Annotated in this window: 24 protein-coding genes; 8 read left to right on the forward strand and 16 right to left on the reverse strand. The window is 48.6% G+C overall.

Annotated features, from left to right (window positions below):
* Positions 1 to 27: 27 nt before the first annotated feature.
* The 4 genes from MTP36_RS00390 to MTP36_RS00405 all read left to right on the forward strand — a co-directional run bounded on the left by MTP36_RS00390 (position 28) and on the right by MTP36_RS00405 (position 7,313).
* Positions 28 to 2,361 carry a GDSL-type esterase/lipase family protein gene (locus MTP36_RS00390; protein ID WP_249252720.1) on the forward strand — a complete coding sequence of 778 codons (2,334 nt, stop codon included), beginning with the start codon at positions 28 to 30 and terminating at the stop codon, positions 2,359 to 2,361.
* Positions 2,362 to 2,443: 82 nt separating this feature from the next.
* Positions 2,444 to 4,399: a glycosyltransferase gene (locus MTP36_RS00395; protein WP_249252722.1), complete on the forward strand. Its 1,956-nt coding sequence runs from the start codon at positions 2,444 to 2,446 to the stop codon at positions 4,397 to 4,399.
* Complete coding sequence (locus MTP36_RS00400) at positions 4,392 to 6,263, forward strand: polysaccharide deacetylase family protein (RefSeq protein WP_249252732.1); 1,872 nt, start codon at positions 4,392 to 4,394, stop codon at positions 6,261 to 6,263. Before MTP36_RS00395 ends, MTP36_RS00400 begins: the two co-directional genes overlap by 8 nt.
* Before the next feature lie 9 nt (positions 6,264 to 6,272).
* Positions 6,273 to 7,313: a glycosyl hydrolase family 18 protein gene (locus MTP36_RS00405; protein WP_249252733.1), complete on the forward strand. Its 1,041-nt coding sequence runs from the start codon at positions 6,273 to 6,275 to the stop codon at positions 7,311 to 7,313.
* Positions 7,314 to 7,720: 407 nt separating this feature from the next.
* Here MTP36_RS00405 and MTP36_RS00410 read toward each other — a convergent pair whose 3' ends face one another.
* Positions 7,721 to 7,969: a DUF6061 family protein gene (locus tag MTP36_RS00410; protein WP_249252742.1), complete on the reverse strand. Its 249-nt coding sequence runs from the start codon at positions 7,967 to 7,969 to the stop codon at positions 7,721 to 7,723.
* A 489-nt stretch (positions 7,970 to 8,458) separates the two neighbouring features.
* Between MTP36_RS00410 and MTP36_RS00415 the strand changes: the two genes are divergently transcribed.
* Positions 8,459 to 8,710 (forward strand): DUF6061 family protein, encoded by a 252-nt coding sequence (locus MTP36_RS00415; RefSeq protein ID WP_249252744.1) that lies wholly within the window; start codon positions 8,459 to 8,461, stop codon positions 8,708 to 8,710.
* A 199-nt stretch (positions 8,711 to 8,909) separates the two neighbouring features.
* Here the strand turns inward: MTP36_RS00415 and MTP36_RS00420 are convergent, their stop codons facing one another.
* Genes MTP36_RS00420 through MTP36_RS00430 form a run of 3 tightly spaced genes read right to left on the reverse strand, consistent with a single transcriptional unit; the run spans position 8,910 to position 11,621 of the window.
* Complete coding sequence (locus tag MTP36_RS00420; RefSeq protein WP_249252746.1) at positions 8,910 to 9,746, reverse strand: NAD-dependent protein deacetylase, SIR2 family; 837 nt, start codon at positions 9,744 to 9,746, stop codon at positions 8,910 to 8,912.
* A 16-nt stretch (positions 9,747 to 9,762) separates the two neighbouring features.
* Complete coding sequence (locus tag MTP36_RS00425; protein WP_249252748.1) at positions 9,763 to 10,644, reverse strand: NAD-dependent protein deacetylase, SIR2 family; 882 nt, start codon at positions 10,642 to 10,644, stop codon at positions 9,763 to 9,765.
* On the reverse strand, positions 10,641 to 11,621 hold the full coding sequence (locus tag MTP36_RS00430) for an NAD-dependent protein deacetylase (protein ID WP_249252750.1): 981 nt from the start codon (positions 11,619 to 11,621) through the stop codon (positions 10,641 to 10,643). Before MTP36_RS00430 ends, MTP36_RS00425 begins: the two co-directional genes overlap by 4 nt.
* Before the next feature lie 127 nt (positions 11,622 to 11,748).
* On the opposite strand from MTP36_RS00430, the gene MTP36_RS00435 reads away from it, so the two are divergent.
* The gene (locus tag MTP36_RS00435; protein WP_223382691.1) at positions 11,749 to 12,174 is read left to right on the forward strand and encodes an Rrf2 family transcriptional regulator; all 426 of its coding nucleotides are present in this window, start codon (positions 11,749 to 11,751) and stop codon (positions 12,172 to 12,174) included.
* A 220-nt stretch (positions 12,175 to 12,394) separates the two neighbouring features.
* Here MTP36_RS00435 and MTP36_RS00440 read toward each other — a convergent pair whose 3' ends face one another.
* From MTP36_RS00440 to MTP36_RS00470, 7 genes are all read right to left on the reverse strand, one after another.
* Complete coding sequence (locus tag MTP36_RS00440; protein WP_256466548.1) at positions 12,395 to 13,951, reverse strand: recombinase family protein; 1,557 nt, start codon at positions 13,949 to 13,951, stop codon at positions 12,395 to 12,397.
* Between the two features lie 123 nt (positions 13,952 to 14,074).
* Positions 14,075 to 14,437, reverse strand: coding sequence for a hypothetical protein (locus tag MTP36_RS00445; protein ID WP_055145343.1), 363 nt, complete (start codon positions 14,435 to 14,437; stop codon positions 14,075 to 14,077).
* A 42-nt stretch (positions 14,438 to 14,479) separates the two neighbouring features.
* On the reverse strand, positions 14,480 to 16,984 hold the full coding sequence (locus MTP36_RS00450; RefSeq protein WP_055145341.1) for an ABC transporter permease: 2,505 nt from the start codon (positions 16,982 to 16,984) through the stop codon (positions 14,480 to 14,482).
* Positions 16,984 to 17,664: an ABC transporter ATP-binding protein gene (locus tag MTP36_RS00455; RefSeq protein WP_055145338.1), complete on the reverse strand. Its 681-nt coding sequence runs from the start codon at positions 17,662 to 17,664 to the stop codon at positions 16,984 to 16,986. The genes MTP36_RS00450 and MTP36_RS00455 overlap by 1 nt, the downstream gene beginning before the upstream one ends.
* Positions 17,665 to 17,764: 100 nt before the next feature.
* Entirely contained in the window at positions 17,765 to 18,772 is a 1,008-nt protein-coding gene (locus tag MTP36_RS00460) for a sensor histidine kinase (RefSeq protein WP_055145335.1), read from the reverse strand.
* A 1-nt stretch (position 18,773) separates the two neighbouring features.
* Positions 18,774 to 19,442 carry a response regulator transcription factor gene (locus MTP36_RS00465; RefSeq protein ID WP_055145332.1) on the reverse strand — a complete coding sequence of 223 codons (669 nt, stop codon included), beginning with the start codon at positions 19,440 to 19,442 and terminating at the stop codon, positions 18,774 to 18,776.
* On the reverse strand, positions 19,439 to 19,651 hold the full coding sequence (locus MTP36_RS00470; RefSeq protein ID WP_055145329.1) for a helix-turn-helix domain-containing protein: 213 nt from the start codon (positions 19,649 to 19,651) through the stop codon (positions 19,439 to 19,441). Before MTP36_RS00470 ends, MTP36_RS00465 begins: the two co-directional genes overlap by 4 nt.
* Positions 19,652 to 20,052: 401 nt before the next feature.
* Here MTP36_RS00470 and MTP36_RS00475 point away from each other — a divergent pair, with 401 nt between their 5' ends.
* Together MTP36_RS00475 and MTP36_RS00480 are read left to right on the forward strand one after the other, a co-directional pair.
* Entirely contained in the window at positions 20,053 to 20,613 is a 561-nt protein-coding gene (locus tag MTP36_RS00475; RefSeq protein ID WP_055145326.1) for an RNA polymerase sigma factor, read from the forward strand.
* On the forward strand, positions 20,610 to 21,278 hold the full coding sequence (locus tag MTP36_RS00480; RefSeq protein ID WP_055145323.1) for a hypothetical protein: 669 nt from the start codon (positions 20,610 to 20,612) through the stop codon (positions 21,276 to 21,278). Before MTP36_RS00475 ends, MTP36_RS00480 begins: the two co-directional genes overlap by 4 nt.
* Before the next feature lie 133 nt (positions 21,279 to 21,411).
* Here the strand turns inward: MTP36_RS00480 and mobQ are convergent, their stop codons facing one another.
* From mobQ to MTP36_RS00505, 5 genes are all read right to left on the reverse strand, one after another.
* Complete coding sequence (mobQ, locus tag MTP36_RS00485) at positions 21,412 to 23,109, reverse strand: MobQ family relaxase (protein ID WP_055145320.1); 1,698 nt, start codon at positions 23,107 to 23,109, stop codon at positions 21,412 to 21,414.
* Positions 23,110 to 23,115: 6 nt separating this feature from the next.
* Entirely contained in the window at positions 23,116 to 23,346 is a 231-nt protein-coding gene (locus MTP36_RS00490; RefSeq protein ID WP_055145317.1) for a hypothetical protein, read from the reverse strand.
* A gap of 164 nt (positions 23,347 to 23,510) precedes the next feature.
* Positions 23,511 to 23,699 carry a hypothetical protein gene (locus tag MTP36_RS00495; protein WP_055145756.1) on the reverse strand — a complete coding sequence of 63 codons (189 nt, stop codon included), beginning with the start codon at positions 23,697 to 23,699 and terminating at the stop codon, positions 23,511 to 23,513.
* Positions 23,700 to 23,902: 203 nt separating this feature from the next.
* Positions 23,903 to 24,277, reverse strand: coding sequence for a hypothetical protein (locus tag MTP36_RS00500; RefSeq protein WP_055145314.1), 375 nt, complete (start codon positions 24,275 to 24,277; stop codon positions 23,903 to 23,905).
* Positions 24,274 to 25,203, reverse strand: a complete 930-nt coding sequence (locus tag MTP36_RS00505) for a ParM/StbA family protein (protein ID WP_055145311.1) — start codon at positions 25,201 to 25,203, stop codon at positions 24,274 to 24,276. Before MTP36_RS00505 ends, MTP36_RS00500 begins: the two co-directional genes overlap by 4 nt.
* Positions 25,204 to 25,378 lie beyond the last annotated feature (175 nt).

The following is a 25,378-nucleotide window of genomic DNA, read 5'->3' on the forward strand; positions in this document are numbered from 1 at the left end:
CCGGGTGAAACCACCCGCGTGGGTCTTGTGTTCGTGGGTCTGACGGAGGAGGCGGACACGAACCATGCTGTTCTGGAGCTGATAAAGCAGAATGGACTGAAGGCTAGCTTTGCCCTTTCAGCTGCCGAGGCACTGGATAATGAGGACTTTCTTACGGATATGCTGGCAGAGGGAAACGACCTGCTGAGCAATGGCGCGGCGGGCGAAAGCAACCTGCATACCAGGACCACGCAGGAAATGGTGAGCACCATGCTTAAATCCCGCGAGGCTATTGCCACAGCGGCGAACGAGAGCGTTCCGCTGCTGTATTGCAGCAGTACCGCATTGACCGGCGATGTGCTGCGGGCGGCTTCTGTCAGTGGCTATGAAGCGGTGGTGCAGGCGGCAGACAGCCATGTGCTGAGCGAGAGCAGCTTTGAAGCTGCCGCCGATGCGGAGAGCTTTGTGGCCGGATTGCAGGGCGATGCCGTTGTGGTGGTCAACCTGCGAGGCGTAGCGGAAGAAATACAGAACGAAGACGCTGTCACCGCTGAAAAGCCTGCTATCGACAAGCAGCCGGAGCTGGACGACACCAAGCAGCCGGAAGACGAAAAAGCAGATATTCTGACACAGGTGAACTGGCTGGTGCAGGCACTGAAAGCGCAGGATATGAAAACGGAATATGTAAGCCGTTTTAGCCGCGTAAAGGGGCTGGATGTGCTGCGGAGCGAAGCGGAGATAGCGGATGCCGAGATGGCTCCGATTTACCGCAGCTGTCTGACAAATCAAAAGCAGGCAGGTGTGGCAATCAGAACACTGCCGTCTGCGGACGGCATGGATGCTGCACTGGAAATTCTGACGCAGCAGAATATAACTGCGACCTATTTTGCCACAGCGGAAGAAGCCGCTGCGCGCAGCGAGGAGCTTGCAAGGCTGGAAGCGGCAGGGTGCAGCGTTGGTCTGTATCTGCCCGCAGAGCAGCTGAAGGGCCTTTCCCGCATGGCAGTATTCGATAAGCTGTACGATGCACTTTGCACCTTTGAAAGTGCTTCCGGACTGGTGCTTGCCGATGCGCAGACCGATGCAGAGGCTATGACTTCGCTCCGGGTTGCGGCGCGTCTGCTGAACACAAAGATCGTGATGCCGGAAAATCCGGAGCAAATGCAGGCAGGCTCGTTGTATCTGTTGGACACACTGGACACAGAGCACCTTTCCGCCCTGAAGCAGCAGGCAGAGCAGGCCGGACTGCAACTGACAGATCTGGCAACGGTGATCCAAAAATCCGGTACGCTGCCCACATTGACCCCGCAGGAGCTCAGCGCCCTGCGCAAACAGAATGACCACAAGCTGGCAACAGTAGAGAATATGGTTTACACAAGTGAGCGTTCGGAGGGATTTTCGCAGTACGGAATGGGTGGAAAAGCTGCAGCGGTCAGCACGATCGCTAAAGTAAAAGATCCAGATGCCAAAGGAATGTTCTTTCTGACGCTGAATGAACTTATGAACTGCCCAGATGCGGTAGAGAAAACACTAAAAGAAGGAAATAGAATTGGCATTGCATATAAACCGTCAGATGACTATCCACAGACGTTTGACGCAATGATGAATTACTTGAATGCATGGGAAAAATATGCGAAATGGCGATATAATTCGGAATCAGATGTTGTTTTGATGCCGAGCGAAACTGCGTCGGATGCGGTCAGCGAAGCAATCAGCGCAAGCGGATGCAAGCTGGTCAAAATCGTGTTGGGCAAGGTTTTGAATGGTGTTGTAACAGTTCCTGAAACGACAGCAGTCCCTCTGAACTATTTCGATGATGTTACTTTTATAGGCGATAGTTTGACGCTTGGAATGGAATCCTATAAAACTGGTTTGCCCAATGCGAAGTTCTGTGCATATAAGGGCATCGGCCCCAATGCCATTGCAACCGATATGACTTGTATGCGGGAAGATGGCACATCGGAGAAACCGCTGGAAAAGCTTGCGGCACAAAATCCGAAAGCGGTCTATATTTTGCTTGGCACCAATGTATTAGGTACAGACGGCGATTATAACGGCTTTCTTGCATATTATCGTCTTATGCTGGATGCAGTTGCGCAGGCAGTGCCTGGGGCAACGATTTACATTCAATCTATTACGCCTGTGCAGCTTTCTGCCTCTGTGGAGCATCCTGGATTGAATCAGACAAGATTGAAACAAGTTAATCAGGAATTGGCTTTAATTGCACAAGAAAAAAACTGCTACTATCTGGATTTGTGGGATGTGCTGGCAGATGAAAATGGAAATCTAAAAGCAGACATCGCACAGGAAGATGGATATCACCTCAAGTCTGCTGGATATACTCTGTGGGTCGATTATCTCCGAACACATACGGTCGGTTGATATTGGATTTTTTGATAAGGAGAAAAGCGTGAGTCTTTTTCGGAAAAAGGCGGAAAAACATACCGCGGATAAAAAGAAAAACGTGACGCTGGAAACATTTGACGGGGACATTCTGCTCAGTGAGCGGCTGGACCGGCGTATCCTGCCGGACGTACCGGATCCCACCGGACAGCGTGCGTCCTTTGACCGGCGCGGTGTTGTGGACGATCCAAACGATGTAGATGCGGTGATGAAAAAGCGCAAGTCCGGCATCCGGTATAAGTCAAAGTTTCCGGTCACAGTAGATTTCAGAGATCAGGACGGCAAGGCACACACGCTGAAGGGCGAGAGCCGCGATATCTCCGAAACGGGTATTCTTGTCCGGTTGGAAAAAGAGGATGCAGAGCAGCTGAAGGAAGCTTCAGAAACAGAGCTGCGGTTCGATATCCCACCCGGAAGTATGCCGGAAGGCCACGAGATGTCGATCCATACGGCAGCTTCCTGCGTGCGCGTTTTTGAGCGGGATGGCGAGACCTGCGCCGGTTTTGAATTTGCTGAGGACCTGGGTACATATATGCACCGCCATAAGGACCGCTATCTGTATGTGAGCAGTGTGATCCTGCTGCTGTTCATCAGCATGATGGTGGTGCTGATGCGCAGCGAGAGCGTGATCTACTTCAAGTACAATGCCGTCATGTACTCTTACAGCATCATTGCGGCTATGTTCCTGCTTACCCGGTATGCCTTCGGTGCACTGTACCGCCCGGTAAAGATCGACCCGGCGTTCAAGCCCAGCGTGACTATTATTATCCCCTGCTTCAACGAGGAAACATGGATCAGCCGCACGATCATCTCCTGTATGAACCAAAACTATCCGCCGGATAAGCTGGAAGTAATCGTGGTGGATGACTGTTCCACTGACCGTTCGGTAGAGGTGATCAAGGATACGATTGAAAAAATAGCCTCTGCCGAGGGAGAGCGCATGAATATCCGAAACCGGCTGTCCTATATCGTGCAGGAGCAGAACGCTGGCAAGCGTGCGGCACTGTGTCGTGGCGTGGACGTGGCAAAGGGCGAGTTTGTGATTTTTGTGGATTCAGACAGCTTTCTGGATCCCTATGCGGTGGTGAATCTGGTGCAGCCGTTCAAGGACCCGAAGATGGGCGGCGTGGCCGGGCGTACCGATGTGGCCAACACCTATACCAACAGCCTGACCAAGATGCAGTCTGTCCGTTATTATATCGCGTTCCGCGTTATGAAGGCGTCCGAGGCATTGTTTGATACGGTCACCTGCCTTTCCGGCCCTCTCTCCTGCTACCGAAAGTCCATCGTCAAGGAGCATGAGGAAGCGTGGCTGAACCAGAAATTCCTGGGACATAAGGCCACATTCGGCGATGACCGCGCCATGACGAACTTTGTGCTGAGCCATCACCGCACCTATTATCAGGATACGGCGGTCTGCTCTACCATCGTGCCCAACAAGCAGAAGGTTTTTCTCAAGCAGCAGATGCGATGGAAGCGCTCATGGCTGCGGGAATCCCTGATGGCAGGTGCGTTCATGTGGCGCAAGGAGCCGTTTGCTGCGCTGAATTTCTACATCGGCCTGCTGGTGCCCATTCTTGCGCCCATTGTGGTGGCATACAATCTGTTTTATGTGCCGTTCACGCAGCACATTTTCCCTACAACCTTCCTTGTGGGTCTGCTTCTGATGTCGCTGATGATGAGCATTGCGCAGCTGTTTTTCCGCAAGAGCTCTACATGGTACTTCGGTTTTTTGTTCTGCCTGTATTACGAGGCGGTTTTGCTGTGGCAGATGCCGCTTGCATGGGTCACTTTCTGGAAGTCTACATGGGGAACGCGCATGACCCCAAGCGATGTGAAGGAAAAAGAAAAGCGTCAGCGGCACAAAAATGCTCCGGTGGATACAGCTGAGCCGGATGCCATAGAAAAAAACGAGGGAACGAGAGCCGAGGCGGACGCAGTCTCCGGTGAAAAGCACGCTGCGCCCAGCGCAGGAAAACACGCAGAGAACAAACGGGGAAAGCACGCAAATGTATAAAATAGAAACACGAAAAGACAAGATCAAGATCGTGCGAACCATATTGGAAGGGCTGGTGCTTCTGGCGGTGCTTTTTGCCGCCATCCGTGCGCTGAGCATCAGTAAGAACTACGAGCCCTATGACCCTTCCGACCCGGCCATCGTCAGCGGAGCGGACAACGGCTTTATTGTCGTGTCCTACTTTGGCGTGGATCGTCAGGGCACGGATACCCTGATTTCGACAAAGCAGCTGGATGAGCAGCTCAAAGCTCTGCACGATCTGGGCTATGTTACGGTCAGCCAGCAGGACATCCTGAACTATTATCAGAACGGAACCGCTCTGCCGGATAAGGCGCTGTTCCTCATGTTTGAGGATGGCCGCCGGGATACGGCGCTGTTTGCCAGCAAGATCTTGGAAAAATACAACTTCAAGGCTACGATCCTGAGCTATGCCGATAAGTTTGCGGAAAAGGATCCGAAATTTCTCTCGGCAAAGGATCTAAAAAATCTGGAGAAAAACGGCTTCTGGGAGCTGGGCACCAACGGCTACCGACTTTCGTACATCAACAGCTATGACCGGTACGGCCGTTTTCTGGGACAGATGACCAGCGATGAATTTGTGCGGGTGAACCAGTACCTTGGCCGGGACTACAACCATTACCTGATGGACTATATCAGGGATAAGGATCGCATCCCTGTGGAGAGCCGCACTGCTATGGAGCACCGCATCACGCAGGACTACCGCTATATGGAGCAGATCTACACTGAACAGCTGGGCAGTGTGCCAAAGCTGTACTGCCTGATGCACTCCAATACGGGTCGCTTTGGCAACAATGCCAGCGTCAGCGCTGTGAATGCAGAAAACCTCGAAGATCTGTTTGAGATAAACTTCAACCGGGATGGTTATTCCTACAACAACAAGGGATCCTCTCTGTACGATCTTACCCGTATTCAGCCGCAGGCTTGCTGGAGCACAAACCACCTGTTGATGCGCCTGTGGGACGATCTGCCGGAGGGTCAGAAGAGCAGCATCCTCTTTGTAAAGGGCAGTCAGGCTCTTGCAGAGCAGGAAAGTGAAAACTGGCTGCTGAAAAGCGGTGCAGTGGAGTATAAAACAGATCAGATCATCCTGACCAGTCTGCCGCAGGGCGAAGGTGTTGTCACTTTGAAAAACGCCGACGCAGAGGATGTACAGGTATCTGTGGACTTACAAGGCAACAAAATTGGAACGCAGACGATTTATCTGCGGGCAAACGAGGAACGAAGCCGCTGCATCATGGTATCGCTGCAGAACGATCATCTGGTCGTCTCGGAAAAGGACGGCGGCTCACGCAGTGATCTGTTTGAGCTGGACCTGCACGATCTTGTTCCCGCAGAGGACCGCGTTTCTGTGGAAGAGGATGACCGGGACGCACTGACCGCAGAATACACGATGCGCGGCCGATTTGCGGACAGTGCGGCAGACAGCCTTGTGTTTTATGCTGCCGCCCGCAAAGCCAGCCAGCAGCAGGCCGATACGGTGGCACAGGGCGCTGAAGAATATGTGGCGGATATCCAGATCAACGAGCAGGGCGATACGAACCTTAAGATCCAGCTGCAGGGCGATACCTTGCGTGTGCTGGTGAATGGGGAAGATGTGACCGGCGCAGTGGGTGTTTCGGTACAGGATTCAGGGGGGATTGCACTGGGCGCAAGCTGGGGCGGCTGGGGCTACAGTCAGCGCAATGTTGCGGACGACGTGTATGACGGCGTGTTCAAAAATCTGACCATCACCGCCGGGGATGTAACTCTGTACGACAACTGTCTGCACGGCTGGGCAAAGGTACTAGATGTAATTCAGAATGCGTGGAACGCTACGCTGAACTGGTTTATCGAGAACTTGTAAGGAGAGGGTATGAACATTTTGGAAAGAGCGCTTGCAGCTTTGCTGTGTCTGCCATTTCTAACCGGATGCATGGGACATAAAACAGCGGAAGAGCCGGAAACAGTGGAACCGGATACCTGTACTGTGCAAGAGGTGGAGGCGCTGGTGCCGGAGAGCACACAGCTGACAATTTGGAGCACTTACTGGGACTGTGCCGGTGACATAGAGGTGCTGCAGGATGAAGCGGAGAAGGTGGACGAGATCAGCTTGTTTGCGGCATCGTTCCAGAATGGTGAGGTGACGATCCCGGAGCCGACCACCCGGATGCTGAAAAAGATCCGGCGCAGGGAGCAGACTAAAAATAAAACAGTCTACCTGTCCATCGTGAACGATGTGACGGAGAACGGCAAGACCATCCAGAAGGATACAGCTATCCTGCAAAAAGTTCTTGGCACGGACGAAGCCGCACAAAGCCATGCGGAGCAACTGGTTCGGCTGGCAAGTGAAAACGGGTTTGACGGCATTGAGATCGACTACGAAAAGATCCGTAAGGATCTGGATCTGTGGCAGACGTTCCTGAAGTTTGAAGAAAAACTGCTGCTTCTGGCAGAGGATGCCGGGTTGAAGGTGCGGATCGTGCTGGAGCCAAGCACGCCGGTGGAGCAGCTGGATTTCCCGGCAGGGGCAGAATATGTGGTGATGTGTTATAACCTTTACGGCAATGGCACTATGCCGGGTCCCAAAGCCGATTTTGCATTCTTGCAACAGGTATATGAAAAATTCCGTGTGTTGCCGAACATCTCTTATGCGCTGGCCAATGGCGGTTATATCTGGGAGAACGATGGAACAACGGCAACCCAGTGCCGCGCGGCAGAGGCAAAGGTGTTGGCAGAAAAAGCGGGTGTGACCCCAGAGCGAGATGAGAGCAGCGGGGCACTATATTTTTCTTACAGCGAGGGCCGAAAAAACGATACCGTTTGGTATGCGGATGAACAGACCCTTGCCCAGTGGGCAAGGTGCCTTGGAGAACTGACCGGCGAAAAGGTGTTCATTAGTCTGTGGCGGTTATAAAATTTACTACATGATATCCTGCGTTAGATATGTAAGGAAGGCCTATTACAGGTCGATGGAGTAGGCCAAAGTACAAAGTATAAAAGCGTTAAGTAAAATTTTGCGCTGATTCTTACGCTGACTTTTCGGGATTTACGCTGAAAACGCGCAATCGTGCGAACAAAGCGCGAATAAATCCAGCTGACCGCGAATAAACTGCGAACCAAAATCGCACGGGCGTGCATTTTTTATGCGTGGGAAGGTGCAACGTGAAAGTGAGAATTTGCAAAAATGAACTGTAATACGATTGAATTTTGGAAAAGTGGAATCGCACGCTGGAATGCACGCGTGCAATGTTGCCGGAATAAAAGTCAGCGATAAAAACGCGCGCCGCGCGATTAGCAGTTTTACCGCGTGTTTTCTAAGGCTCAATCTTCCAGCCTACTGTGGTCGCAGCCGAGGGAAAGATAATGCTCCATCTCCTCTCTCAGCACCATCTGTGCGTACTCCAAGGGCTCATTGTAGAGCAGCCAGTCCAGTTCTGCCCGCTGTGCCAGGGTGCTGCCGTACTCATCCTCGACGGCGATGCAGTCGATGGCAAGAGTGGTGCCATCCTTGAACCGGGCTTCCACTTGGTTGGTGTCCATGTTGTAGCGGCAGGAAAGCAATTTTGTCATAATAGTATCCTCCAAGACTTGATTTATGGTGTGCGGTCACTCGAACCAATGCCGTCAAGTCGTTGTCGGATGAAGTGGTTTTTAGTTTGTCCGGGAGTAAGTGCACGGTTTCTGCACGGTTTTTGCACGGTTTCAAAACGTGCAAAGGGTGCAAATTGTTGCAAAATCGAACAAAGGGTGCAGAAACTCGAAGTTCAAAACCTGCGATACATCGCAAAGAAATAACGTTAAAACGTAACTTCCAAAAATTGAGGGAATCGCCCGGCGTGCGCTACGAATCAGTAGGCCGGGGGTTCGAGTCCCTTCCATCGCACCAAACCATGAAAATCCGAACCTTTTCTCAATAGGAGAAGGGTTCGGATTTTTTGTTTTCTTCGGAAATGACAATTCAGGCTCGTTCCAAACGGCTGTGTGTCCGAAACCTTACCAAAAAAACGTGTAACGAAAGTCACAACTGTAAAGGTGCCGTAAGGCGGAAAGGACACGAGTATGAAGTACGATGAAAGAACCTGCAAATTCAACATGGACACCGGTTTCGTGGAGCTGCTGCTCCGGGATGGGAGAATGATCTCCATTGACTGCACTGGGGTCGAGGATGAATTGGACGTTACCATGGCACAGCGGTCAGAACTGGACTATCTCATCTACAATGACCCGCTGGGCTATGCAGATTTGATTCTGAATGGCGATCCGAAGGAATATTTGAAAAACGTAACTGGGAGCCACAGGCTGGAAATCTAAATGAATGCTGGACAATACCATTTTTGAGCTGGTGTTGTCCAGCATTTTTTGGAGACCGTCCCAATAGTTGTGTAAACCGCCGGAGAGGTGTAAAATTGAACCGATCCATAAAAAGTAGACAATAGACAAAAAGCCTCCCCGTGTAGGATAATAGAACTACACGAGGAGGTTTTGCTATGTCCGGAAAATACGTAAATCGTTATGCCTCGCACGCCTCCCGGAGAGCAGGCAGCAACTCATCCAGCCGCCCGTCCAGTCCGAAGGACTTCTCTTTGATATTGTCCGCAATGTAGACCTCGCCCAGATTGATGGTCACATAAGTGGCGTTTGGCTCGCTGGCCACCAGACGCATCATCGGGGCCTTGATCAGCTGATTGCGCCAGCCAATGCCCAGCTCCAGAACCACCAGTTTCTTCCCGTGGTAGGTTTTCAGAAAGTTTTGAAACCGTGCTTGGGCAGCGGTATCCGGAATCATTCTCTGACCTGCGCCCATGTGGATGTCCATGGGACCTCCGCACTTGGGACAGCGCGGCACCAACTCTGTAGGCACATGGCAGCCCTGTTCGGCAGCCGATAATTTTTCGGCCACCTCTAAACTTGAATAGAGGGTGTCGTGGCAGGGGCGGGCACACTGCATCGTAAACCAGTTGCCCTCGATCTCATAGATTTTCGTCGGATCGAAGCCACACAGTTCAAAGTGACCTTCTCCGTTTGATGTGACGACAAAGTAATCTTTCTCTCCCACAATGGCCTTCAAATCGTTCATCACCGGCGTAGGCCGGTACTGCCCGCAGTAATGATGGATGAGCCGAGCCCAGAAAGCCCACTTTTCCTCCTCAGAGGGCCATCCGGCCATCATGCCCTGCAAAATACAACGTAAGCCGTATTTTTGTTTGAAATCTCCAAACAATTCATCAAAGGCAACATTGTCTGCGAACAAATGCAGTCCTTCGGTGATGGACAGTCCGTTACTGGCCCCGATCAGGATAGCGTCCGCTTCTCTGAATTTTTCCGCAATAGGATTCCAATCAATCATATTCGTTCGCCCCTTTCTATTTTATGCTTGTTGCGATGGATCGCGCCTGTCGGAGGGCGGCCAGAGTTTCCGCCAAATCTCCTTGCAGATACAGGCTGCGTCCCCGCAAATGCTCTGGCGCATGGGACGCCTCTTTGTTGAGGCGGGCGTAAAAAACATTTTCGTTTTTGGCAGTAAGTTCCCAGAAAGGTAGTTTGATGATACTGGGCGTCATCTCACCCACGCCAAGTTCCAACAGCAGGACTTTTTTGTCGGACTGATCCATTATCCAATGTCGCAGGAAGCTATGGTAGCGGTGCAGACTATCCTGCCAGAAGGTTCCCTCCAGGAAGGTATCATCTCGTACCCAGGGCACTAGCACCCGCCCGCAATCCGGGCAACGAGGAACAGCTTCCTCCGGCAGGCGAACACCTGCCAAGCAACCAGTCAGCTCCTTCACCAGCTCGCGGTTTTCCCAAATATCATCCCGGCAAGGCTGACTGCATTGGCAGTAGCTAAAGTCTCCCTGAAAGGCGCAGATTTGTTTCTGGGGAAATACCCGAAAAAACTGCTGATCCACATTGGTGGTCAGCACAAAAGCAGGTTTGTCCGCAACAAGCGCCTGTAGGTCCAGATAGGGCTGCCCGGTAGGGGCTTCCCACAGGAAGCGCATATATTGGCTGTAATACCCCCACTGTTCCCCATAGCTGGAAAAGCAATGGTAGAATCCAGCCAGCGGGGAGGTGAAGCCATACTGTTCGCGAAAGGGCGCCAGCGCCTCCGAAAGTGCTGGAGACCAATGGTAGTGGTCGTATCCGGCCGCGCTGGACAGGCCGGAGCCGCCTCCGATCACAACGGCATCTGCTTGATCAATACGCTCGGCAAGTTCCTGAAGCGCCGCTTGGTTTCCAATCCTCATTGATCGTTATCTCCGTTTTCCATGGTGTCCCGTGCATCCCGTAGTACTTGAGCAATGTCGGCCACAATGGTCATGCCCTTGTCCTCCAACTGCTTGGGAAGGAAGTCATACTTGTTGTTGATCGCAATATATCGAGCATGGGGAAAGCTGAGGGTCAGGTTCCAGAAAGGCTCCTGAATGAACATGGGAGTCATTCGGCCAACGCCCAGCTCTAGGAACAGGATTTTACTGTCTTTGTGTTCCAGTACATAGCGAGAAATTTTTTCGTACTGTTCTTCGTATTTCTTTCCTTGCAGGAAATTCCCATATCCTCGCACCCATGGGAATGCCTCGCCGCCGCAGTGAGGGCACCGGGGAATAAGATCTGTGGGGATCTTCGTGCCATCCCCCATAGCGGCCACCATATCAGCCACCGGTTTTACCGCATCCCAGGTGTCATCGGTACAGCAGGCGGCGCACTGGAAGAACCGGTGATCTCCTTGGATCTCCGCCACCTTCGCCTCCGGGTAAAGTTTGACAAACTGGGTATCCTGGTTGGTGGTGAGGATGAAGAAGTCCTTGCCCTTCAGCAAAGCGTCCAGATTCAGATAGGGATGACGCACAGGTGCGGTCTGGGTGGTATGAAGGAAGGTGGCGAGATACCCCCAATACTCTTCCCGGGTCTTCCAGGGGTGACCCATCCCTGCAAAAGCACCTTTGAAGTGGTACTTCTCAGCAAAAGGCCGGAAGTATTTGCGGTAGGAGTCGTTGTCCTCGTAGTAAAAATCTCCGCCGCCGGCAGCGGACAGACCGGAGGCTCCGCCCACTACCACACAGTCGGCTTCCTTTATCTCCTGTACCAACCGATCGATCTGGTCGCTGTACGGTAGCGGCTTTTTGTCAGTCAGCTGATAAGGCGTACTGCCGGAAGCATAGATAGGATAGTACTTGGAATAATTCATCTGGGTCTGCATGACCAAATCATCATAGAAGTTCATTGTCGTCATTCCTTTCAAGTGGGTGTTATTTTTATTCTTACTTCAAATGATTTTAGCATCCTCTTGCGTCACTGTCAATATGCTGTTATAATAAAAATAACATCAAAGCAAAAAAGGAGATCAGGCTATGAAATATCCCACCCGCCTTAGCGATGCTGTTCATATTCTGGCTTTTATCGCTCTGTACCCAGACTGCGATCTGACCAGCAACAAGCTGGCAGAGAGCATTCAGACGAATCCTGCCTATGTGCGCCAGCTCATGTCCGCCTTGCGGAAGGGAGGGCTGCTGGTCAGCGTGAAGGGACATCCCCGCCCCGCTCTGGCTCGTGAGCCGGAGAAGATCACTCTGCTGGATGCCTATCGGGCAGTAGAGGGCAACAAGCCCCTGCTCCATCAGGACATTCACACCAATCCTGCCTGTGGCGTGGGCGTAAATATTCAACTGGTGCTGCGGGATTTTTACTTGGACATTCAAAAAACAGCGGAACAAAGAATGCAAGAGATCACGCTGAAAGATGTGCTGGAACAGTACAAAGCCAGGATACCTCTATGATGAGAGCTACCATTCTAAAGGGTGTTTGAGCGAATACAGTCTGAACCATGGATTAGAAGATCAAATACAAAACAAAAACAGGGTGCGTCCACCCGGACGCACCCTGCCAAAGACCACAGACGATAACGATATGTACAGCAGGGCGTTCCCCGTAGCAGAGTTCCCATAAAATAGTATTTGCAAAAGCTCCCGAAATGGGGAAGATTTGGCGTGACTTCGGTCACGCCTTTTCTTTTGCTTCCAGTTCATCCAGAGGGATGTACCCCAGCCCATCGTACTTGATATGGATGTGCTGCACCCGCTTTCCGCTGGACTTATCCGGGGCATCCACATAGATGGCCGACACCAGTTCACGGAGAGCATAAGGGGTGAGTTCTTCAATATGAACGTACTTGTGCGCTTTCTGGACGAACTTTTCAATATTCTCGATCTGCTGTTCCTGTACTTCAATTTCCTGCTGGATGGAGAGAACTTCCTCTTCCAGCTGCTTCTGTTCGGCATCGTAGCTCTGACTCATCATGTCGAAGCGGTCATCGCTAAGCTTTCCGTTAACATTGTCCTCGTAAATCTTCATGAACAGCCGTTTGAGGTCTGCGATCCGCTTCTCATTCCGGGCAAGCTGCTTCTTCAGGACAGTCAGCTTTTCGGTGCTTTCCACCCGAAGCTGCTCCTCCATGACCTTGCGGAAGTAGTCCTCATGACAGAGGATGTAGTCCGTCACCCGCTGAACATGGCTTAGCACACGGCCCTCCAAAACCTTTACCCGGATGAAGTGTCCCTTGCACTTGCTCCCGTTCTTCTTGTGCAGAGAGCAATCAAAGAAGTCTTGACTGAAGTCCCTGTGATTGGACGAACCATATTGCATCTTGGAACCGCAGTCAGCGCAGTAGACCATACCGGAGAAAATGCTGCTCTTGCCTGTCCGGGTCATGCGGTGACGCTGGCTACGAATCTCCTGAACCTTTTCAAACACATCATCGTCAATAATGCGCTCATGTGTATCCGGGAAGATAGCCTGATTTTCCACGGGATTCAGATGTCTCTTTTTATCCCAGATAGAGTTAGTATAGGTCTTAAAGTTGACTGTGCAGCCAGTGTACTCCAGGCGTTCCAGAATCGAACTTACTGCTCTTTTATCCCAGCGATAAGGGTCTTCCGGGGCGGGTGAGTTCGTACTCAGGCCATGGCTCAACTTATAGGCGGTGGGAGTCAGAACTTTGTCCACCCACAGTTGGTTTGCAATTTGGGTCGGGCCACGGCCTTCCATGCACATGGAGAAGATGCGCTTCACGATTGCAGCCGCTTCTGGATCAACAAGCCAATGTTTCAGGTTCTCCGGGTCTTTCACATAGCCGTACGGCACATTGACCGTCAGCGGTACTCCACGCTCTCCCTTGGCCTTCTGAACAGCCCGAATCTTGCGGCTGGTATCACGGGCGTAAAACTCGTTGAACCAGTTCTTAATGCCCGCAAAATCGTTGTTTACGCTGTTCGGGTCAATGGTGTCGTAGTTGTCGTTAATGGCAATGTAGCGAACGCCATACTGGGGAAAAGTGAAGTTTGTGTACAGACCTGTCAAGGCAGAATTGCGTCCCAGTCGGGACAAATCCTTCGTGATAACGATTCCTACACGCCCCGCTTCAATCTCGACCAGCATACTCTGAAAGCCGGGGCGGTCGTAGTTCGTGCCGGAATATCCATCGTCCACAAAGAACACCGGGTTCGGAAAGTGATTCTTCTTAGCGTATTCCAGAAGAATAGCCTTCTGAGATGGAATTTGTCAAGGGGCTTTTCTGCAAAACACAATGTTTCTGAAAATAGCGTTCAAAATATATGCAGAGCCGTTAGTCCGCAGAGGATGCGAATTATCGGCTCAATGGTTTTCTTTTATTTGTAATCATTACTTTTCCAATTCCAGATATTCTTGTCCCATGAAGAAGATTTTCAATTCGTTTTGATCTACTTCTATCTCAAATTCTACACTACTATTTCCCTGTGTAACACAGATTATATCCGAGTAAGAAAAACTATAATATGCGTCACCGCAGGATAGACCCGAATCGGGCATATCTTTACTCACAGCAAGTTCCCCGTTTTCTTGAAAGGTAAATATCTCCTCAGCATTTGCATCCTTCCATGTGCCAATAATATCTTTTTCGTTCTGAATGCGATTTACTTTACCAACACATACAATGGCAAGTATAACTGCACCAACAGTCAAAGCAATGCCTGCAACTCTCTTTACCAGTTTCTTTTTACGCAATTTCTATTACCTCTGTTTCAGTTGCTTTGTTAGATTGAATGATTACATATTGCTCAATTTCAGTTCCTCTACAATTTCCACCTTTGATACGCTTCTAACAGCAAACAGCATAGCGATACATACCATAGCGCCGACAGCCATAACTGCAAGAGCATAAATACCGCCGTTCATATAAAAAGCAAATGGTGTCATACCCGACGATATGAAGTAGTAGATAGCACAATGAATCAAAAAGCTCACAGGCAACGCAAGAACCAATGCTTTTACGCCGTACAAAACAGCTTCGAGCAATAGCGTACATTTTAATCCTTTGGCAGTCATACCAACAGAACGCAGAACAGCAAATTCGCTTCTTCTCAAATGAATCGTATTCGAGATAGTGTTACAAACATTCAAGCTGATAATAACCGTCATCAGGATCGAGAACAGGCAGATTACCAGTTTTGCAATCGTATATACCTGTCTGGAATTATTCGTTGCGGCTGCAATGTCCACAGTTTGCGGAAATCCTCTGTCAGCCAGACATTCCATTGCTTCTTTATGCTGTGCTGTCTGTATTCTCATTTCCACATAGGCGTTATCATCTATCAGCAAGTTAAAATAACTTAAAGGCACGATGAGGACAGCTCGATCTCTCACAAACATGGATTGGATATTTGCATTTTCTTCTGAAACGATTTCTTCCACGATAATCGGCAAGGCATCCTCGGATGCCCCCAGCGGAATGATTTCTGTTCCCGGTTCAATAAGAAACGGTGAGCCTGCAATTACCCGATTTTGTGCCGAATTATAGTATCCCATAGTCTGATTGAGCAAAATTCCATGATTGAAATTTGTCACATCCAGACTGAATCCATTTTCATCGCAAAAAGAGACAAAATGTTCTTCGTCCAATCCTACGACATATACCTCTGCTTTCGTACCATTGATAAAATATCCTTGCATATCAGGATTGATTTGTTCCTGCGAAAATTCAGCGGTCATATATCGCTGAAAAGAATAGGAAACATCCGCAGTGATATTTTCATCCGATAATGCCCCGATTGCGACAGGAATATCTTTGTATTGAATCATCGAAATCACATCAGTATAACAGGAACCGTCCTCCTTCATATCCAAGGATGTCTGATAAAGCATAAAATCAGAGAAACTATATAAGGAAAGGGCAATTACCACCGACAAGAAAATAGAGCCGGTAATCGCTCGGAAGCGTTTTGGATTACGCTTAATATTTTTTGCTGCTAACGAACCATAAATGCCAAAAACCAAAGAAACGATTTTTCCGTCACGGAATTTCTTTCTTGATACCGCATTGTTAGACTGGCGGATCGCTTCAATAACTGTAATTTTAGCTGCTTGCTTCACAGGCTTTCTACTTCCGAAGTACAAAGAAGCAATGCCGGATAATCCGCTGACGAGCAGGATCAATCCGTTTACCTTCAAGGACAGTTCTACGATGCCAAAAGTGAATGTTTCTCCAAAAGCTGCCCTGACCACACTTAATAACAGAGCAGATAGCAGGATACCAACAACCAATCCAAAGGGTATGCTCACCACTCCCAAAAGGAAGGCTTCTAAATATACGCTAAGGCGTTTTTGCCCTTTTGTGGCTCCAATACTGGATAGCATTCCCATCTGCTTAATTCGTTCCTGTAAGGAAATGGAGAGGGCGTTGCTGATCATTGAAGCAGATGCAGCCATCAAAAGACAAACGACCATGACCACCAAAGCAATCAGTTTTGCAGCTCCTTTACCCCCGGTAATTCCATGATAGACTAACAATTCCGAATGAAACTTTGCTACATGACTGTCTACTGCCGCAGCCACTTCTTCGGCTTCTGTATAGATCGAATTGGATAAATTCTTTGCCTTGACATACGCAGCAAAATCGGATGCCGTTTTGTCAACACCTGCAAAGGCATTATAGTTTGCTGCGATTTTTGAGTCATTCACATCTGACAGAATACCAACAACTACATACGCTTTCTCTTTTGTTGGAACGAAGCTTTCTTCTTCGCCCCTATAATTTGTCAGCCCGGAAAGCTGGGCATTATATTCATCCCAAATTCTTGAACCAAGAGTTAAAGAAATCGTATCTCCAATCTCTGTATTCATGTTGTTTTTCTTCAAAAAAGATTCTGAAATAACAATCTCATTTTCATCTTGCGGGAAACGCCCTGCAAGCAAATACTGATTTAACGAAAATCTTTGGGTAAAGTTCTCGTCAATCTCGCCAACGGAGAGCATTGTACTGTTGGATTTCTCCCCGTAAAAACTGTTTCCGGCAAAGCGGAGAAGCGAAACTTCGCCTACATTGTTTTGACTATATAGCTCTTGAACCTGCTCCCAAGTCAAATCCTCCATGTAGTAGTCATAATCGCCACCATACACTTTTTCTTTCTCTTTCAAAAAATCAACCAACGACCATCCCCCACAGAGAATAGCGGTTATCATACTGATTGACAAAAGAATGGTTAAAAGTGTGAGTAGGGTACGCTTTTTATTCGACAACAGATTCCTGAGTGTAAGCATGAAAATCATATTCATCAGCGTATCACCTCATCCCTCACAAGTCTGCCATCCTGAATTTCCAGAATACGGTCTGCCTGCATTGCGATTTCACGGTCATGGGTAATCAGGATCATTGTCTGGCGATAGACTTCATTGGATTCACGCAGAAGTTTCATAATATCCCTTGTGTTCTCCGTGTCCAGATTTCCCGTTGGCTCATCCGCAAGGATAATCGCAGGTGCGTTAATCAACGCTCGTCCGATTGCCACTCTTTGTTGTTGACCGCCGGATAACTGACTTGGCAGGTGCTTTCTACGCTTTACCAGTTTGAGTGTGGATAGCAGTTCTTTCAAACGCTCCTGATTGATTTTACGCCCATCCAATCGAATCGGCAGCGTGATATTTTCCTCGACAGTCAAAACCGGGATCAGATTATAAAACTGATAGACAAGCCCAACCTGCCTTCTTCTGAATACAGCCAATTCATCTTCATTTTGCTCATAAACATCCTGTCCATCCACAAATACTTTTCCCGAAGTCGGTCTGTCAACACCACCTAAAATGTGCAACAGGGTAGACTTGCCAGACCCAGATGCTCCAATGATTGCAACAAACTCTCCTTTATCGACGGAAAAAGAAACATCTGACAAAGCATGGACAGGAGCATTGTCCATTTCATAGGTTTTGCAGATATTCTCTACTCTTAATATCTCCATAAAAAGTTCCTCCATATATTTTTGCAATTCAGTATAGCAAAGCCAAGTGACTGCTTCATTACTTTTTCATTACAAAAATGTCACTTAAAAAGGGGCTGCATTAAGCAGTCCCCCGATAAAAGCAGATTTCAAATTTTGCACCGCCTGACTCCCGATTTTTCGCTTGGATGACACCACCCTGATTGACAATGATCGTCTTTGCCAGAGCCAACCCCAAACCGGCATTACCGATTGTAGAGCCACTTCCTTGATAAAATCGGTCAAATAAATGGGGGATGTCTTTTTCCTGAAAACCTGTTCCGCTATCCTCTATAATGATCTGTGTCAAAAGAGGTCTTTCTATTGCCTTGATTTCGATAGTGCTGCCCTCTGGTGAATGTTCGATACAGTTTTTGATTACATTCCCCAAGGCTTCAGCAGTCCAATCAGTATCAAGAGATAGTTTTAATTCTGCCGGAATCACTTGCGTGATTGTCTGCATTTTTAATTCTGCCGCAATCTCCAGAGGACGAATTGCTTTTTCTACCACATCTTTTAAGTATACCGCCTGTGGCTTTAGAGTAATCGTTCCTGCATCCAGCTTGGATATTTTCAGAAGTGTGGCTATCAGCCACTCCATTCTTGATAAGAGCATAGTCTGTTCGCGGATCAGCTCATACCTTTCTTCGTCAGTCAGTTCCTCATTACACAGAGAAGCATTTAAGATATTCAGCGATGTCAAAGGTGTTTTTAATTGATGTGAAATATCGGCTAAAGCATTTGCCAAATTACCTTTCTCCATTTTCAGAGCTTCTGCCTGTTCAATAAGCCGTCTTGTCATCTTGGATATTTCATCATGTAAAACAGATAACTCACCTTCTTGAAACTGCCCAAAAGAAATTTTTTCATCTCCATGTAACAGCCTATCAATATGCAAACTAAAATCAGCAATTTTCTTGTATCTCTGATATGTGAAAAAGAGGGAAACTGCACTGGATGAAATGATAGCCGACAGAACAATCCACACAGCTTTGCTATCAACGATAATGCCAATGCCGCCCCAAAATAGAATAAGAATACTGCTGACAACAATTTGCCTTTTAACTTCTTTATTTCTGATAAAGTCCATATCAACCCACCTTATAGCCAAGCCCACGAACGGTAATTATGATTTCCGGCTCCTGCGGATTGGTTTCAATTTTGTCACGTAGCCTTTTCATATAGACAGTCAATGTATTATCATTGATAAACTCCCCAGTAGTGTCCCATAAAAGCTCCAACAATCTTCTGCGAGAAAGGACAATACCTTTGTTACGCAAAAAGACTAACAGCAACTTATATTCCATAGCAGACAACAAAATCTCTTTCCCATTCTTTGATACGGTTGCTTGATTTGTGTCCACAACTAAGTCGAGGTAACTGATAATGTTTTGTGTGTTCTTAGTTCTCCTTAATACGCTGTTGATCCTTGAAAGCAGTTCTCTTGGTCTGAACGGTTTGCTGATATAATCGTCAGCCCCCATATCTAACCCAGCCACAACACTATATTCATCATCAGAAGCCGTTAAGAAAATAACTGGCATAGTTCCTCTTTCTTTAATTGCAGAACAAACAGAAAAACCATTTCCGTTTGATAATTGAATGTCCACCAAGGCTATATCGTATTGGTCGCTATCCAATTTTTCTATTGCTTCTTTTTGACCGGGAGCATTTTCGATTTTGAACCCTTCATTTCCTAAATAGTCTGATAATGAGGATACGATACTTTGGTCATCCTCCACTAATAACAATTTACTCATCGTGTGTTCTCCTTGTTGTCAGCTATAAATTCATTTTTATTTTGTTTATATCTTCCATCAGCCGGCTTTTGGGCATCTTGGGGAATTAGCCATGCACGAGGTAGCCGAACAATTCCATCAATGCGATTCTCCTCACACAGCTTTTGAACACGACGCACCGATATTCCCCAAAGTTTAGCCGCATCCTGTACTGTCATGTATTCAAACATAGTTTACCTCCGCATCAAATAGTTATATATATTATATACGCACAAACGAACAATATCAATGGGCTGTTTGTAAACACTTAAACACTAACTGTGTACGAATTAACTCGGCGCTAACAATTTCCGTCATCCTGTTTCGGATATTATTTATTTTTCCACCCAACCCATTCTGTCCGGGCAGCTACCTTTAATTTTTTGTTACGCCTCCTCTGCTGCGAGCAACTCTACCAAAACCGAAGGACCATATTTTCAGACTGCCGAGCGACCTCGACTGGTGCCAAACGATTTTGCTGAGGCGATAGAAAATAGAATTGCAATGTACTATAATAAAGGTGTGAAATTTTCCCTCGCTTCTGTAAGATTGTCCGCCAGATCCATAGTACATAGGTGAGGAGGTGGATACCTTGTTAGAGGATGTGAAGATCATTGAACTGTTCTTTGCTCGTACTGAGCAGGCAATAGCTGAACTTGCTGCAAAATACGGTTCAACTTGCAAAAGAATTGCAAACAACATTTTGAAATGCGAACCCGACGCAGAAGAATGTGTAAATGATACATACCTTGCTGCGTGGAATGCAATTCCTCCAGAAAGACCTGACCCACTCAGAACCTATATTTTTCGTATTACCCGCAATATCGCTACCGCAAAATACCACGCAAATACTGCACTAAAGCGAAACAGTTACTATGATGTTGCACTTGATGAGTTGGAAGAGTGCCTAACTTCTGCATCTACTATTGAACAGGAAGTGGATGCAAAGGAGCTGTCACAGGAAATTGATCGTTTCCTTGACAGCTTGGATCAGGAAAGCAGGGTTATGTTTGTAGCAAGGTATTGGTACTCAGATAGCATTACAGAAATTGCAAAGAGGCTTCGTACAACAAATAACAATGTGTCTGTTCGCCTTTCCCGAATCAGAAGCAAACTTAAAAATCATTTACAGAAAGCGGGGTATGATTTATGACACGAAAGAACATCTCTGACGCCGTTGGTGGCATTGGTAGCCGTCATATCGAAGAAACGGCGAGTTATCAGGCAAAGAAACAAAAAAGCATTTGGCTGAAATTTGGGGCAATTGCTGCGTGTCTCTGTCTAATCGTGGTGGGAGTGTTTAGTATGGGATTATTCGGCAAAAGTACAGAAACAGCTACATTAGGTGATGGAACTACCATATCTTTCACTAAAGCAGATACGGTAGCCTCTGCTCTGAGTTTGAACTTGCAAGCACGAGCATTGACCAAAGATGAGGTTCAGACTATTTTCGGTGATCTTCCGATTTCCGGAGATGCCCTCTTTACCTTGGACGATGTAGCATTTGTTGGCTTTGATGGTCATTACAGCGATATGAAATTTGTTGTTTCGCTGTCTGGGAACAATCTTATGGATACTACCGTAATTGGCAAGGGAAATGTATCTATGGTTGGAGATACGCCAGTTAAAGCTGGCTACTTCGTTACAAATGCAAACAGCGAAGGAATTAAGACTGTGATCTATTACGCCTATATCACATTTGATAACTATTCCATCTATATCGAAAATGCAGGCGGAGAAAGTGAAAGAGAGGCTGTTCGAGCGGAACTGATGGCAGCACTTGATAAGTTGTTGGAAAACTCTTTTGATTTTAAGTGATAGAATTCGATTAAATATTGCAAGCACCGGTATGGAAAACCCATACCGGTGCTTATTTTACGCTTGACGTATAGGGATTATCTCCATCCCCCTATGTCACAGACTTCACCTGAAGTTTCAACCTCCAGCACTTTTAACGTTCCATATCTCTGTTTTTCATCTTACGCTCAAGCCGCTCCGATCGCCGCCTTTGCCGCAGTTCTCGATCCATTGTCTTTTCCTGTGCATATTCGTCAAGATAGCCAGACACATCCCGTAGGCCACTCTCCATCAACCACCAACTGAACTTGTCGCCATAAGCCGCTTCAATGCGTTGGGCTGCTGCTTTCTCTCTGTCAGGTCGAAGTGCCTTCCGCTCCAGATAAAGCTGCAAGGAATCAAAGCCGGAAGCTTGCTCTTTCAGCTCGGCATACTCAGACAATGCAGCCTCCAGCTCTCCGGCATACTTATTCTCCTGCGCCTCAAGCCGTTTGAGATTATCTTCATAGCGGTCAATCTGGCGCTGGAAGATATCGCTTGTGGCGTCCTCTGGGTATTCCAGAGAATGAAGCAGCATAGCCTTTTCGCTTTTTAGCTCCTCTAACTTTTCCGTCAACTCGGCTATTTTGGAGGCAAGCTCACGGTGCCTGACAAAGTGGATCGCAGGAAGGGATTTCTTTTCAGCCAGTAGGGACTTCCGTTCTTTGGTTGTTTCCTTTATCTGCTGCACAAGGGAGCGGTACTGTGCCAGATTTGGCTTCAGAATATTCAAGGCACCGGTCATCTGTTTCTTGCTGCTGCGGATATGCCCTAACTGATAGCAGAAGATCAGCATATTTTCCCGCAGCTTTTCCAACGCTTCTGCAATAGCGGGCAGCGTGTTCTTCACCGCCTCCGTAATTTTCTTGAACTGCGCCTTCAGTTCCCGCAGGAGCCTGTTGTCCGCCTTGATCTGACGGTTGAGTTCGCACCTGTCGGACACGATACCTTTCTGTTCCAAAGCACGGGCAATCACGCCCTCGTGGATGGTGGGCTGCTCGTCAATGCCTCGCTCGACAAAGCTGCGGTGGTCGATGCGCTCCTCATGACCGTATCGCTCCAAATATTTGTTTGTCACATCTGCCCATGCTTTGCGCCAGATAAGGAGCTGTTCCTCGCTGTTCCAGCGTTCAGAAATGGGATTCTGTCTCCCGTATTTGGTGCTTTTGGGATACTTGCTGGCACGCTCATATCCATGTTCCTCAGCTGCGGATGGTGTCATATACACTTTCTTCCTGCCTACCTTGTACTGGTACTGTTTCTCCCATCCGTCAGCCTGTGCAGCCTTAAACTCGGCAGCGGTAAAGCCCCGTTCCTCACCGTCACGGCTGCAGAGATATTCCTTCTCCGTTTTGTATTGCCATTTGCCGCTTTCATCAAGCGGGCGCACCGTCAAGAGAATGTGGGCATGTGGATTATGACCCGGTGGATCAGGATCGTGGATTGCCAGATCGGCGCACATCCCGTCTGCGACAAATTGGTTTTGTACGAAGTCCGTCAACAGCGTCTGCCATTGCTCTAGGGACAACTCTATGGGCAGGGCTACCACAAACTCACGGGCTAAGCGGCTGTCCTTGGTTTTCTCGTTTTCCTCCACGGCGTTCCAGAGAACCTCTCGGTCTTGCCATGCGGGTGGGGCCATGTCCGGCAGGAATACCTCCTGCCACACAAGCCCCTGCTTTCGGGTGTAATCGTGCTGTACTCCGTCATAGTCATTGAGGATGTGGGAGCAGCTGAGATAAGCGGAGGCTGCACAGGCGGAGCGTCCGGCTCCCCGGCTGACCACCTTTGCCTCCAAGTGGTAAATTGCCATTTGCGTTCACCTCGATTCGTATTTTGTGAGGGGGTGGTAAAACGCCACCCCTTGGTTTCTGTTTCTCTTTGCAAAGAGAAAATGGGCTGCATTGCTGCCCATATCTGCGATAAAGCTGCCGGTGGCAGGTTTTCGCAGGCAGGAGGCGGGCAGAGTATCTGCCGGATTGGTGCGACAAGCAGCAATCTCTGCATCAGCAGAAGCGCCGACTGCACAGGGAATGCTGACTTGCGGCATTTCCTGCCCTCTCTGGAGAAGTGTCCGATGGACAGTTCGTGAAGAGCGCACGAGCCCGACCAACGGAAGGGATACCACCGCCTGCTTCGCAGGTGGTGAGTAAGTGCGCCCTTCGGGATAAAAAAGGAAGGGACGCCCCGGTTGCCCGGAACGCCCCTCGCAGATTAGTGTAGCTTCTCATATAACAAGTCCTCTAATTTTTCAAGCTCCATTTGCTGAGCCTCTGGAAATACTTTCTCCAAAACAGCGCCCTCCTGAATCAAGCGTCTGGTACGGGCCTTTCGCTCTTTCGCCCGATCCCGCATTTGTGCCTCCTCCAATCGGTGCTTGGCCTGCAATTCTTCCTTGGTCATGATCTTTTTATTTGCCATATCTGGCTCCTTTCTGCCGCTGGGCGGCTTCGTGATAGTAAAAAGCAGGGAACTGGTATCACACAGATACCAACTCCCTGCAGAACTGATGGTAAATTGTTTTCCTCATTCTGAGAATTGCCAATTTGGTAGCAAAGACGGATTGTATTGCCACCAACATAGTAGTAAAATCAAGAAAAGTAATTTCAAAAGCCGTCTGCAAAATCCAGCGCAGCTGAAATGTCCTCCTCGGTTTCCTCCGAAACAAGAGCAGCGGCAGGCTGTGCGCTCTGCATAAGCTGTAGGATACCGCCAAGGCTTACCGGCGTACAGCTCTGCAAGCTGCGTGAGATGGTATCCTCGATCCGGCTGAGGAAAGCGTCCTCCTTCTCCCGTGTTTCCAGATAGGGATCATCGGCAAGCTGCTTGCTACGGTCAAAGTAAGCGTTGACCGCCGAAACGACTGCCTTGCTGACTGAACGATATTCTCGCCTGTCAAGGCTCTGCAAATGCTCCCACGCCCTGCGGTCTGCTTCGTTCTCCAGATTCAGCCGAAGTGTTGTTGTGTAGATTTGCTTCATACAAGATCGCCTTTCTTTTGCATTTTCTGTGCAGACAGCAGCTCATAGCCCTTGGCTGTGGCGCAGATGTCATCATTGATCATCACCCGGCTGGCATCATATTCTCCGAAATTCTTCACCATGCAGCTTCCACCGCCGACAACATAGAGCCTCATCAGTTCCGGGTCATACTCATGCTCACGCAGTCTGCGGAAGATGCCTGCGGTGTAATCCCTCGCTGTGTTCTGGATAGCAGTTAGGTAGCGTTCGCTGATGTCTGCCGTCCCAAAGCGAATCACACGCTCCAGAATCGTATCATCTACCGATGCGCCAAACTGCCGCATGAGATTTTCCCGGACAGCAATCATGCACTGGTTTGTCCCGTACTTCTCCGTGAAGCACTTCTGAGATAGCGGACGGCGCTCGTTGATATACATGACATTCATCGTTCCGTTGCCAATGTCGCAAAGCATATTGATGCCCTTGAATCCCCGCAGTCTGTCCGCCACAGCGGAGAAGCCCTGCGGGAAGATGTCCGCTCCGGCAAACTCCACATGATAGCTGACACCACGGAAAATGAAATCCGCCATTTCATTCTGCAACAGGTACGCCTTGAAGCTATCCTTCTGTTCGCTGACCCAAGTAAGAGGGAGCCCCGCCGCCAAATGCACACGGGCAGAGGTCTGCTTGCGGATATTCAGCTCTCTTGCAATGGCAGCAAGGGTCAGAATATAGTAGTCACCGTCTGTCATTTTGTCAGAGATAAACTCCTTGTGACCTTCGCCCACGGTGTAATAGCTGCCGTTGTAGACAAGCAGATTGCTTTTGAAGGTCGGCTCCTTGTCAGAGATGATCACGCCCGTAGGAAAGCAGCAATGTGCAGTCTTGATATTCCCATAGCCGTGGTCGATGCCGATGATTATAGGGTTATTGTTCATATAGTTCATAGTTTGTCCTTTCTGCCGCTGTGCGGCCTTGAAAATAGATTGTTTGTGTACGGCTCTGTACGGTAAACGCCAGTGCTGTACGCCGCTGTACACCGATTGGTCTTTGGATTTTGCGTTTGCTTTGTCAAATCGCTGTTTATACCGCAAGAAAATGCGGTAATCGCAGCACATTGCA

Source organism: Faecalibacterium sp. I4-1-79 (genome assembly GCF_023347235.1).
GTDB lineage: Bacteria > Bacillota > Clostridia > Oscillospirales > Ruminococcaceae > Faecalibacterium > Faecalibacterium tardum.

Coding starts and splice junctions, on each gene's coding strand:
- MTP36_RS00470 (WP_055145329.1), bottom strand. CDS start 19,651: ATGTTTGAATACATGACAGTACAGGATGCGGCTAAACTTTGGGGAATA.
- MTP36_RS00460 (WP_055145335.1), bottom strand. CDS start 18,772: ATGGACTTTATCAGAAATAAAGAAGTTAAAAGGCAAATTGTTGTCAGC.
- MTP36_RS00480 (WP_055145323.1), top strand. CDS start 20,610: ATGACACGAAAGAACATCTCTGACGCCGTTGGTGGCATTGGTAGCCGT.
- MTP36_RS00415 (WP_249252744.1), top strand. CDS start 8,459: ATGAAGTACGATGAAAGAACCTGCAAATTCAACATGGACACCGGTTTC.
- MTP36_RS00500 (WP_055145314.1), bottom strand. CDS start 24,277: ATGAAGCAAATCTACACAACAACACTTCGGCTGAATCTGGAGAACGAA.
- MTP36_RS00430 (WP_249252750.1), bottom strand. CDS start 11,621: ATGAACTTCTATGATGATTTGGTCATGCAGACCCAGATGAATTATTCC.
- MTP36_RS00465 (WP_055145332.1), bottom strand. CDS start 19,442: ATGAGTAAATTGTTATTAGTGGAGGATGACCAAAGTATCGTATCCTCA.
- MTP36_RS00425 (WP_249252748.1), bottom strand. CDS start 10,644: ATGAGGATTGGAAACCAAGCGGCGCTTCAGGAACTTGCCGAGCGTATT.
- MTP36_RS00505 (WP_055145311.1), bottom strand. CDS start 25,203: ATGAACTATATGAACAATAACCCTATAATCATCGGCATCGACCACGGC.
- MTP36_RS00400 (WP_249252732.1), top strand. CDS start 4,392: ATGTATAAAATAGAAACACGAAAAGACAAGATCAAGATCGTGCGAACC.
- MTP36_RS00490 (WP_055145317.1), bottom strand. CDS start 23,346: ATGCCGCAAGTCAGCATTCCCTGTGCAGTCGGCGCTTCTGCTGATGCA.
- mobQ (WP_055145320.1), bottom strand. CDS start 23,109: ATGGCAATTTACCACTTGGAGGCAAAGGTGGTCAGCCGGGGAGCCGGA.
- MTP36_RS00410 (WP_249252742.1), bottom strand. CDS start 7,969: ATGACAAAATTGCTTTCCTGCCGCTACAACATGGACACCAACCAAGTG.
- MTP36_RS00405 (WP_249252733.1), top strand. CDS start 6,273: ATGAACATTTTGGAAAGAGCGCTTGCAGCTTTGCTGTGTCTGCCATTT.
- MTP36_RS00420 (WP_249252746.1), bottom strand. CDS start 9,746: ATGATTGATTGGAATCCTATTGCGGAAAAATTCAGAGAAGCGGACGCT.
- MTP36_RS00450 (WP_055145341.1), bottom strand. CDS start 16,984: ATGAATATGATTTTCATGCTTACACTCAGGAATCTGTTGTCGAATAAA.
- MTP36_RS00435 (WP_223382691.1), top strand. CDS start 11,749: ATGAAATATCCCACCCGCCTTAGCGATGCTGTTCATATTCTGGCTTTT.
- MTP36_RS00495 (WP_055145756.1), bottom strand. CDS start 23,699: ATGACCAAGGAAGAATTGCAGGCCAAGCACCGATTGGAGGAGGCACAA.
- MTP36_RS00455 (WP_055145338.1), bottom strand. CDS start 17,664: ATGGAGATATTAAGAGTAGAGAATATCTGCAAAACCTATGAAATGGAC.